We start from the raw sequence: 9256 nt of genomic DNA on the forward strand, positions 1-9256 counted from the left end.
GATCCCAGAGGCTGGTCGACTTTTCTTCACTTCTACTAAATAAAATAGTAGCACAAACCATGGCCTTGGTTTGTACTACTAATCTTAGTATGTTTATTAGTGAACAACCTTTTTATTGATTAGCTTGGTACTACCAAGTGCAATTACTAACGCTATTAAAGAAATAATAAGTGGCGGAATAAAGCTCGTATTTCCAAATACCACTTGTGATGATAAAGTCGAAGCCTCTTCCCATCGTATGCTAGGCGTATAAAACATTGTTAATAGCATACCTGATAGTACTTGCAATACTACAAATGCTAACGTGAAACTTCCTGCAAATAATAAGTATTTTTTCAAGTTAATCCCTCCCCTCTTATATATTACTACGACATAAGTTTAAATAAGTTTCACAATATTCTATTTATCGTCAAGGACGGTTTGTTTAGAAATTATTCTGTAACACCTCTGTATCCTTGTTTGGTGCTATTATCAATGGTTCTAGTTCAAAGTGCATAATAAATGGCCTCTAACTCGAGGCCAGATAATTCTTCGCCAGTAAGTATTTCAAATAGTTCTACTGACTACTTCTTGTCTAATTGAATATATTTACTTTCAGCGTCTGGTTGAGGTCCCAATGAAACATCAGTATTTCTTTCACACTGATTTCGCCATTCCAGTGGCAGGGTAGCACAAAGAAAAGCATTATCTATTATCATTCTATACTACAATACTTAAAAGACCTCTTATTGTATCGATAACAACTTCTGGTTTATCAATATGTATCGCATGCCCAGCATCTTCAACGACAATATGTTGCTTATTTATTGACAAGTTTGCAAGCTTTTTCTGAAGTCTCATCCAAGCAGCCATTGATTCCTTTGTATGAAAAGGCTGCAAACCTCCTGTAACGACAATCAATGGAATAGTTCCAAAAGATTTAGAAGAACGAACTTGCTCTAAACTTTCTTCAACCTCATTAAAAGATCCTTCTATAGTAAATTGATTATAATACGCTTCCTGAACTTCTTTTGTGAATAAGGGAGGCAATATTTTATTTTGATCCTCATGTGATGAATCTAAGAGAACTACTCCTGCGACTTCCTCTGGATATTTACTTGCAAATAATCTTACATTTAATCCTCCTATTGAGTGACCTACTAATACATATGGAGGCTTTACACCTGCTTTTTTAAGTAATATACGTAAGTTATCGACACTTTGTCTACTATGTCGAGGTCTGTCATCCATTTCACTTTTTCCGATTCCTGCTCTGTCATAAATAAACATTCTTGAGAACTTTGACACTTCATCTTTAATCGAATTCCAGTTTTCTAAAGTAACTCCATACCCTGATTCGAAAACAAGTGTTGGACTATCGTGATGTTCCCCTAACAATTCATAGTATAATTCGATACCGCCTATATCAAGTTTTTGACCTGCTTCATTTTCAATAAATTCACCCATTTTTAATCCCTCTTTTCCATTTTTTTAAAAGGAAAGCTCTCTTCTATAAAAAAAATCTTTCCTAATTTCATAAACTTCAATTCAAGAAAGTTCAATTAAATTGAACTTTATCGTAACATGTAATAATTGCCTTTTCAAGCTGAAGTTTAATATAATTGAACTTATAAACTGAATTTCAAGGGATGTTGGAAAATGAATGAGTTAGGACAACGAATTAAAAAATTAAGAATAGAAAAGGGTATGACACTTGTAGAACTAACAGGTAATAAAATGTCCAAAGGAATGTTAAGTATGATTGAAAATGGGCGCGCAAACCCTTCAATGGACAGTTTAAAATTTATAGCGCGCCAGTTGGGCTGTGATCCTCAATATTTGTTAGGGAGCCCTACACCTGATGAGCTAAAAACCTTGTTTAATAAATTAGAGGAAGAATATGAAAAAAATAATGATGAACAGATAATTAGTTTGACTCAAAACATTATTGACCAACAGTTTCCCATTTCATTGGAATCTGCTAGGATATTAGAAATTTCCGGAAGAACAGTTATGAAGTCAGATGAAAAAAGTGGAGAAATGTTGATAGATCGGGCTATTTCAATCTATGATCGATTATCTCTTTATAGCCACTGTTTGGCAGCCAAATTATATGTAGTAGAATACCATGCAAAAAAGGGCGAGTATCTTAATGCCTTGAATATGTTAAGAAGTGTAAGAAAAGAGTATGATGAAAAAGCAACAGTTATTGATATGCTAGTTGAATTAGAGGCGAATTACGTTGAAATGGTCTTACTTTTTGGAATAGGAGAATATAAATCAGGGAAGGAAAAGCTTAATCAATTAATTATAATATCTAAGAAGAGAATGGTCTATTATAAGATGGATAATATTTTCAGGATTGCAGCATTCCAAGCCCTTCTTCATAACAATGAAAATGATTATGCATATTTTATAAAAAAGTCAGAACAATTCGCTGTATTCAGTGAAAATGATAAGTCCCTAGCTTTTACACTGTTGCTTCAAGCTCATTATTACAATCAAATACCAAAAGATTATGAACAAGCTCTTCTTTACTTAAATAAATTTGCTACAGTATTAAAGGGGAATATCGGAAGTGATTTTTATTATCTAGAAAAAGGTAAGGCTTTATTAGGAAAAGGACAACTCAATGAAGCCTTAGAAGCGTTTGAAAAGTTTAAGTTGCCGGGCTCGACTACTTACCCGCTTGAATTATGTATTCTTTACACAGCTTATTCATATAGAGCAATTTGTCTTATGCAACTTGGAAAAACAGAGGAAGCGCTTATTTATGCGAAAAAGGCTGCTAACAAAATAGATTCATTACCCAAAACAAATTATCAAGATTTTATTAAAAACACTATAGAGTTAGTAAATAAATCTTTGTAAAATCAAAAACGGTAAAGCACTTTTCCTTTTTAAATGATTAAACATTCTTGTCTTAAAATAGAAGAGACCAGGTTAATCCACAACATGCAAAAACCTGGTCTCTAGTGTTAACCTAATGTAGAATCTTCGTAACAATATTTTTTTTACTTATGTATTTTAGAATATATTCAATAATCACAAATAGTGTTATATAAATACTGCCTATTGAAATAGTTAGATAAAGAGTATCTTTAATAGTATTAATATCAAAATTAACTATACTAAATAATAGCGCAAAAATGAATGCACAAATTAAATGTTTAAAATACATGAATGCAACATTTTTATTTTTACTGTTTTTTTCAATTACAACTGATACTATTACAGCTACAAGCATGGCAGGTGCAGTAAATGCAGTACCATAAATACCATATGCAATGCTGTATGTAGATCCAATAAATAATGGAATGATAAATATTCCTAGAATTATTGTAATGACAACTGATATAATTTTATTTTTCAACATAGTATTTCGCAACCTCTTTTTTTGCTTTAAAGCTGTCATAGCAATGACACTCAGCAATATGTATTTTTTTGAAGTAAGACTCACTCCCATTTGAGATTAGGCATGAGCCTATGCCCTTTAGATTATCTTATTCTTCTAAATACATTCGGATAGTCTATAATCAAACCCTGTTCGTCTACACATATAGTTGTTTCAAAATCATAACAACGGTATTTAAAATATCTCAAATTATCACTGTTTATTAAATATTTATAGGATTGAGGAACTTTCTTTACCTCAAGTGTTGGAATAGATATGTACACCATTTCGAAATGTTCCTCTTGATTAAGGACCCAATCCATTCTATTGATAGGAAGTGAATTTGAAAATGGTGTTGCAGATATGTCAATATCAATTGCACCTTTTAGCTTATCAATCACCTGTCCATCATTTTCGAACCAGTTACCCTTCCCATCAGACATTAAGTTTAAACTGTTGTGTTCATCAACTATAATTGTCAATTTTTTAGTAAACCAGTTGGAGTCTAAATCAACTTTATATTCTACAATATGAGCATTGGATTCATCCTCTTCTACATATATAATTGTCCCTTTGGCAGAGTAGTATTTTTCTTCTTTATTAATGCTGAAATGCTCGCAACCAAACTGTTCCTCATTCTTCCATACTACCTTTTGATTCAAAATTTTCTCCCCTATCTCTATAATAAATGCTTCATCGAAAGCTAATTCTTCCCTGGAGCAAACTTCTATTTTTATTTCTTGTGACATTAACATTAATATCCGATAAAAATTAATGATTAATTAAATTTTATCAAATTATTCTATCTTGTTCTATATGTTACAATTTTAGGCAATACAGGGGGGGTTATTTTGATAATTGTTTCACTAATAAAAATTCCTTTTACAATTATAGCGATAAGCCTTTATTGTAGTTGGGTCCTTGTTACCAATAAGGGATCAGAATAAAAAATCTAAAAAAACGAATCGAACCAGGTCAATTTTATCGTTTAACCTTTAAACCAAGTAATTCAGCAAAACCAATTGCTTGTTCAGTGGAAATCACACAGCCGCTCAAATTTTTTAAGGTTACATTTAATCGTTCAAATGTGCATGTACTTATATCTACATTATTTAGAGGCGTATCGCTAAAATCAACTTCATCAATATTACAGTGTTCAAATTTCACTTTCTTAAATTGGCAGTCGTAATAGCTTGTACCACGTAATGATGACTGCTCAAAACAAATCTGTTTTAATCTCGCTACTCCAAAATTACATAAATTCATGATACAACCTTCAAAAGAAACGTTCCCTAAATGGGCCTCTGAGAAATCAACACCTAACAGTTTACAGTTTTTAAATGTAACTCGATGTATAATACCTTCATTAAATTTTGAGTTAGATAAGTCACAGTTTTCAAAGATTACATCAGTCATGTCAATTTTGTAGAAATTCGAGTTAATCAAAGATACTTTTTGAAACATAACTTTGGATAAAAATAAACGTTCAATACTATCATTCTCTCTACTTGTATTCGTAATTAGTTGATTCGATAGATAACGTTCTTCATCATAAAAAATATCTTCAAAAGTTCCTATAGCCAAATCATTTGGTATAAGTGGGAGTTCAATTTTAAATTTTGTAGTCATTCTATTTGTCCTTTCTCACTTTAATTTCGCAACTTATTTTACCCTCCCTAATTTTTTATATAGTTTTAAATATTTAATTTATAACTACAACTAACTACTCGACGTGTCATGTAATGAAGATATCCTCACTTTCCACCCTTTTAATTTCTCGAATTCCAATTAAGCCAAATATCGGATAACAACACTTGAACATACGTTCGTACTCTATTATAATTAATTTTATCTTAACTAAAAAAGGAGTTTTGCCTTTATGAGTCAAAGAATTGCTTATTACGATGTTGCACCTGATGGAATGAAAATTATGATGGATATGGAGAAATATACTAAGACATCGACAATTCATCGAACGATTAGGGAGCTTATCAAAATTAGAGTTTCTCAAATTAATGGGTGTGCCTTCTGTCTAGATTTGCATACAGCCGATGCTCGAAAGATGGGTGAAACTGAGCAACGTATTTATTGTTTAAATGCTTGGAATGAATGCACTTATTATACACCAGAAGAGAAAGCTGCTCTAGAACTATCCGAACATATTACGCTAATTCCTACTAAAAGAGTTCCTGAAGACCTCTATAAAAGAGTACGTGAACACTTTGATGAGCAACAATATGTTGACCTTATACTAATCATCAATCAAATTAACAGTTGGAATAGGATTTCGATTGCAATGGGAAATACAGCTACTGAAAAGTAATTTTTTATAAACGAACATTTTTGAGTGTTCGTTTTTTCTAATTTATTGGTTTTCCCCTCTTACAACTGAACAATTAGCTTTTCCAATTCAAATTACCACAACCCAGAGATTGTGGTAGGAAATTTATACGTCTTCCTTATTATTTATTACGTTTTGAGGAAGTGTTTTCGTTGTGTTGTTTTTCATTATTTGAATTGTTCATTTGTTCTTTTGTTAATTCATTTTCTTCACGCACATCTAAATCGTCAGGGCTTAAATCTGATCCAAATTCTACTTGATCTTCTGCACTTTTATTGCGCTTTTCATTTGTCAAAATTATCACCTCCGATATATAAATTATCCATTTTGGTGTAAATTATACTTATAAGAATATAATCTAAATGATACGCTATTTCATTGGTAATTAGCTATTTTGGTATCATTTAGGAAATACCCATTCAACCTAGCGAATTGAAAAGGAGAATTAACTATGGCTGAAAAATATGTGCATCACATTTGCATACAAACGAATACATACTCTGAGTCTTTAAATTTTTACACAGAGGTATTAGGATTTGAACTAGTACAGGAGTCACCAAATTTCCATGATAGACATTTTAATACTTGGCTAAAGCTCGGAGCCTTTTATATTGAGCTTCAAACAGGGAAATATCATGAAAATCTTGATACATGCAACTCAAATGCTCAAGGCATTGTACACTTCTGTTTATGGGTCGATAATCTTAATCAAGAAGTAGAACGATTGAAGGACATGAATGTTAATTTTATTCGTAAAAATGATGAAATTATTTATAAAGTTGAAAATGGCCAGCTTTGTAAATTAATAGCACCTGAAGGAACCATTATAGAATTTCGCGATAATAAAGGAATATAAAGTGATCAGGGGATGGATTTTCTTCACCCCTCCTTGCTTTCCCTAAATTTTGAATGCCAGTTATTGTAGGATTAAATTAATAACTATTTTTCATAAATACGCCAGGTCTCATTATAAAGATGAGTCCTGGTCCTTTGTTTAAATTTGCCAAATGTAGCTATCCTAAGATTTTCACTACTTATAATCTTCTCATTTTTTGTCCAAGCTATATACAAAACCCCTTTACTCCACAAAATTACACAGAATTTCTAAAAGTAGGGATCAAAAAAATGAAGAAAAAAATTATGTTAATCGTAAGTTTAACAGCTATACTATTGCTTTCTGGATGTTGGGATGTAACTGAACCACAAAGAATGTACTATATTGACGGAATTGGGATCGATTATAAAGATGGTCAATATGAAATATATATGCAAATTATCAATTTTGCTAATGTAGCTAAATCTGAAGCGCCTACTCCCCCAGCACCACCGTCAGAAATTGGATTTGCTAAAGGTAAAACGATGGAAGAAGCCTTTTTTAAACTATATCGCTCCATCGATCAAAAAATATTCTGGGGACATATGACTTTTCTTCTTTTCTCGGAGGATGCCTTGAAAAATGAGAATTCGATACCTGTTATTGACAGTTTTTTACGTCATCGGGAAACAAGATATCAAATATTGACTTATTGTACAAAGGACCCCATTAAAGATGTTCTTTTAGTCACACCGATGTTAAATAAATCGTTAACAGCTTCAAAACTAAGCAATCCATTACGTACAGAGGAAATAGAAAGCTATGTAGAACCCGTTGATTTACGAAACTTACTTATCGCCTTAAATGAACCGAGTCATGAAGTGAATATTCCATTTGTTTCAATCAACAAAAATTGGGAGACGACCAAAGAGCCAACAACGGAAACTGCATTAACAGGTTACGGGGTAGTTTCTAAGAATGGATTTAAAGGCTACCTAAATGATGAGAATGCAAGAGGTATTCAATGGATGTTTAGTAAAAAAACTCGAGGAGACGTAACCATTAAATTAGACAATAAAGAAAAAGAATATTTAACAGTCGATTTAGAAAAATTAAGTACTGAAATAAAACCAATTGTAAAAAACAATGAAGTAACCTTTGAAGTTGATATAAAATTGAATGCAATCATCAATGGTTTCAAAGGAAAAGTTAGCACCGATCAAATAAGAAAAGGTATTATTAAGGCAGTTAAAAAAGAAATAACAAAAACATATGATGAGGGCTTAAAAATAGATGTTGATGTTTTCCGCTTATCAGAACAGCTATATCGAAAAAACGTAAAGGTATGGAAAAAGATACAAAAAGATGGTAAGGTACCATTGACAGAAAATTCACTTAGTAAAATAAATATAACCGTTAATAAAGTTAATCCTGGTCGAAAAACATTTGCTGAAACAATTCAAGAATAGATATATCAATTATTCCTCCGGCGGATGTTTGGACACCCGCTGAAAGAAGTTAAAACACAATTGTGTCAACTATCTAGCGATATATTCAATTCATTGAAATAAATTCTCATTAGAACTTTGATTTTTCGTTCTATGTGTTATAATGCTATTATGGCTAAGCCATTATAAGGGCAAGACCAATTCTGTGCTGTAGCGTTGTCATACGCTACAGCTTTTTATGTTATTAATTTTAGAAAATACAGGGTGAAGCAAATTGCAAAAATGTAAGGGGAAATATGTATAGAAATTTTTTAAGGTCGCTTAGAAATGCATAAGTTTAAACATTATAGCCTTTACAAATACTAATCTCTTTTTAATTGAAAGTTATATTTTTTATTGATCTTATCTGCCTTAGTCCAATCGTCTAGAATTTTTTCAACGTAATTCCAACGATGCACGTTGTTTTCTACTGCTTGCTTCATAGCATGGATAACAAGGTCTTCCGATAATTCATTAATCCAATGATCGATTTTGTATGTGACATGAGCGACAAGAGAACCAAAGCCATTTTGCTCGTAGAATTAGAATGCCGTTTGTGGTTTTGGAATGTTCTCTTCTGAGGAATGGCTCTTATAATAATTATTATTTTTAGTTAGTAATTTATTATTTAGTGATTTATTATTAATTAGTATTGTTGGTTTTTCCGTTAACGGTTTTTCCATCAACGGATTAACCGTTATCGGATTTTCACTATACGGTTCAATTTGTGGTGTTTCGAACACTGAGAGTTCAAATTTCCTAAATTTACCTATGTTTGTTCTACCCTGCACTTTGTGAACATAGCCAGCTTGCGATAGCTCCCTAATAATGTGAGCAGTAGATTCACGACTGCATTTGCTATGAGTGGCTAAATTAGAAATACAAAATGACCAATCATCTGGCAAAGACAACATATACGCAAGCAAACCTTTTGCTTTCCAGCTTAAACGAGTGTCATTCAGAAACCCTTTGTCTAACACAACATAATTGTCCTTTTTATGAACCCTAAATATTGCCATAATGCCCTCCTTTTGTTTTGTAAGATTTTTGAGTCATTCCTATTCATTAACTTATATACAGATTTGGCACAAAATTAGGGACAAAAATTTTGATTAATATGGGAATTTCCCCGCTTTCGAAAGCAAAAAAAAATGAGGCTGGGACAAAAGTGTTTCAGCCAACAAAAATACCGAACTATCCAATGAAACGCTCATGAAGTGTTTCGAAATAGTTCGGTTTTT

11 protein-coding genes and 1 pseudogene are annotated in these 9256 nt (G+C 32.0%); 4 read left to right on the forward strand and 8 right to left on the reverse strand.

The features are described from left to right. Positions 1 to 96 precede the first annotated feature (96 nt). The gene (locus ACQKOF_RS24710; RefSeq protein WP_427562951.1) at positions 97 to 339 is read right to left on the reverse strand and encodes a hypothetical protein; all 243 of its coding nucleotides are present in this window, start codon (positions 337 to 339) and stop codon (positions 97 to 99) included. 360 nt (positions 340 to 699) lie between these two features. Continuing rightward, a complete protein-coding gene (locus ACQKOF_RS24715) occupies positions 700 to 1446 on the reverse strand; it encodes an alpha/beta fold hydrolase (RefSeq protein ID WP_427562954.1) in 747 nt (248 codons plus the stop codon). A 192-nt stretch (positions 1447 to 1638) separates the two neighbouring features. On the opposite strand from ACQKOF_RS24715, the gene ACQKOF_RS24720 reads away from it, so the two are divergent. After that, entirely contained in the window at positions 1639 to 2850 is a 1212-nt protein-coding gene (locus ACQKOF_RS24720; protein ID WP_427562957.1) for a helix-turn-helix domain-containing protein, read from the forward strand. Between the two features lie 112 nt (positions 2851 to 2962). On the opposite strand, the gene ACQKOF_RS24725 is transcribed toward ACQKOF_RS24720, so the two are convergent. From ACQKOF_RS24725 to ACQKOF_RS24735, 3 genes are all read right to left on the reverse strand, one after another. Beyond that, positions 2963 to 3394, reverse strand: a complete 432-nt coding sequence (locus tag ACQKOF_RS24725) for a hypothetical protein (protein WP_427562959.1) — start codon at positions 3392 to 3394, stop codon at positions 2963 to 2965. Between the two features lie 83 nt (positions 3395 to 3477). Beyond that, positions 3478 to 4122, reverse strand: coding sequence for a putative glycolipid-binding domain-containing protein (locus tag ACQKOF_RS24730; RefSeq protein ID WP_427562962.1), 645 nt, complete (start codon positions 4120 to 4122; stop codon positions 3478 to 3480). 232 nt (positions 4123 to 4354) lie between these two features. Continuing rightward, positions 4355 to 5002 (reverse strand): pentapeptide repeat-containing protein, encoded by a 648-nt coding sequence (locus ACQKOF_RS24735; RefSeq protein WP_427562965.1) that lies wholly within the window; start codon positions 5000 to 5002, stop codon positions 4355 to 4357. A 250-nt stretch (positions 5003 to 5252) separates the two neighbouring features. On the opposite strand from ACQKOF_RS24735, the gene ACQKOF_RS24740 reads away from it, so the two are divergent. Further along, entirely contained in the window at positions 5253 to 5696 is a 444-nt protein-coding gene (locus ACQKOF_RS24740) for a carboxymuconolactone decarboxylase family protein (RefSeq protein ID WP_427562970.1), read from the forward strand. A 139-nt stretch (positions 5697 to 5835) separates the two neighbouring features. Here the strand turns inward: ACQKOF_RS24740 and ACQKOF_RS24745 are convergent, their stop codons facing one another. Continuing rightward, positions 5836 to 6018 carry a hypothetical protein gene (locus ACQKOF_RS24745; RefSeq protein WP_427562975.1) on the reverse strand — a complete coding sequence of 61 codons (183 nt, stop codon included), beginning with the start codon at positions 6016 to 6018 and terminating at the stop codon, positions 5836 to 5838. A 147-nt stretch (positions 6019 to 6165) separates the two neighbouring features. On the opposite strand from ACQKOF_RS24745, the gene ACQKOF_RS24750 reads away from it, so the two are divergent. Both ACQKOF_RS24750 and ACQKOF_RS24755 read left to right on the forward strand, forming a co-directional pair. Continuing rightward, positions 6166 to 6570, forward strand: a complete 405-nt coding sequence (locus tag ACQKOF_RS24750; RefSeq protein ID WP_427562978.1) for a VOC family protein — start codon at positions 6166 to 6168, stop codon at positions 6568 to 6570. Between the two features lie 269 nt (positions 6571 to 6839). Continuing rightward, complete coding sequence (locus tag ACQKOF_RS24755) at positions 6840 to 7997, forward strand: Ger(x)C family spore germination protein (RefSeq protein WP_427562981.1); 1158 nt, start codon at positions 6840 to 6842, stop codon at positions 7995 to 7997. A 341-nt stretch (positions 7998 to 8338) separates the two neighbouring features. Here ACQKOF_RS24755 and ACQKOF_RS24760 read toward each other — a convergent pair. Continuing rightward, positions 8339 to 8545, reverse strand: a pseudogene (locus ACQKOF_RS24760) (DnaD domain protein); the annotation flags it as partial. 12 nt (positions 8546 to 8557) lie between these two features. Continuing rightward, positions 8558 to 9034 (reverse strand): helix-turn-helix domain-containing protein, encoded by a 477-nt coding sequence (locus ACQKOF_RS24765; protein ID WP_427562984.1) that lies wholly within the window; start codon positions 9032 to 9034, stop codon positions 8558 to 8560. Positions 9035 to 9256: the final 222 nt, after the last annotated feature.

It is taken from the genome of Lysinibacillus sp. NPDC093190, assembly GCF_050280425.1.
Taxonomy (GTDB): domain Bacteria; phylum Bacillota; class Bacilli; order Bacillales_A; family Planococcaceae; genus Lysinibacillus.

Coding starts and splice junctions, on each gene's coding strand:
- ACQKOF_RS24715 (WP_427562954.1), bottom strand. CDS start 1,446: ATGGGTGAATTTATTGAAAATGAAGCAGGTCAAAAACTTGATATAGGC.
- ACQKOF_RS24720 (WP_427562957.1), top strand. CDS start 1,639: ATGAATGAGTTAGGACAACGAATTAAAAAATTAAGAATAGAAAAGGGT.
- ACQKOF_RS24725 (WP_427562959.1), bottom strand. CDS start 3,394: ATGACAGCTTTAAAGCAAAAAAAGAGGTTGCGAAATACTATGTTGAAA.
- ACQKOF_RS24730 (WP_427562962.1), bottom strand. CDS start 4,122: ATGTCACAAGAAATAAAAATAGAAGTTTGCTCCAGGGAAGAATTAGCT.
- ACQKOF_RS24735 (WP_427562965.1), bottom strand. CDS start 5,002: ATGACTACAAAATTTAAAATTGAACTCCCACTTATACCAAATGATTTG.
- ACQKOF_RS24740 (WP_427562970.1), top strand. CDS start 5,253: ATGAGTCAAAGAATTGCTTATTACGATGTTGCACCTGATGGAATGAAA.
- ACQKOF_RS24750 (WP_427562978.1), top strand. CDS start 6,166: ATGGCTGAAAAATATGTGCATCACATTTGCATACAAACGAATACATAC.
- ACQKOF_RS24755 (WP_427562981.1), top strand. CDS start 6,840: ATGAAGAAAAAAATTATGTTAATCGTAAGTTTAACAGCTATACTATTG.
- ACQKOF_RS24765 (WP_427562984.1), bottom strand. CDS start 9,034: ATGGCAATATTTAGGGTTCATAAAAAGGACAATTATGTTGTGTTAGAC.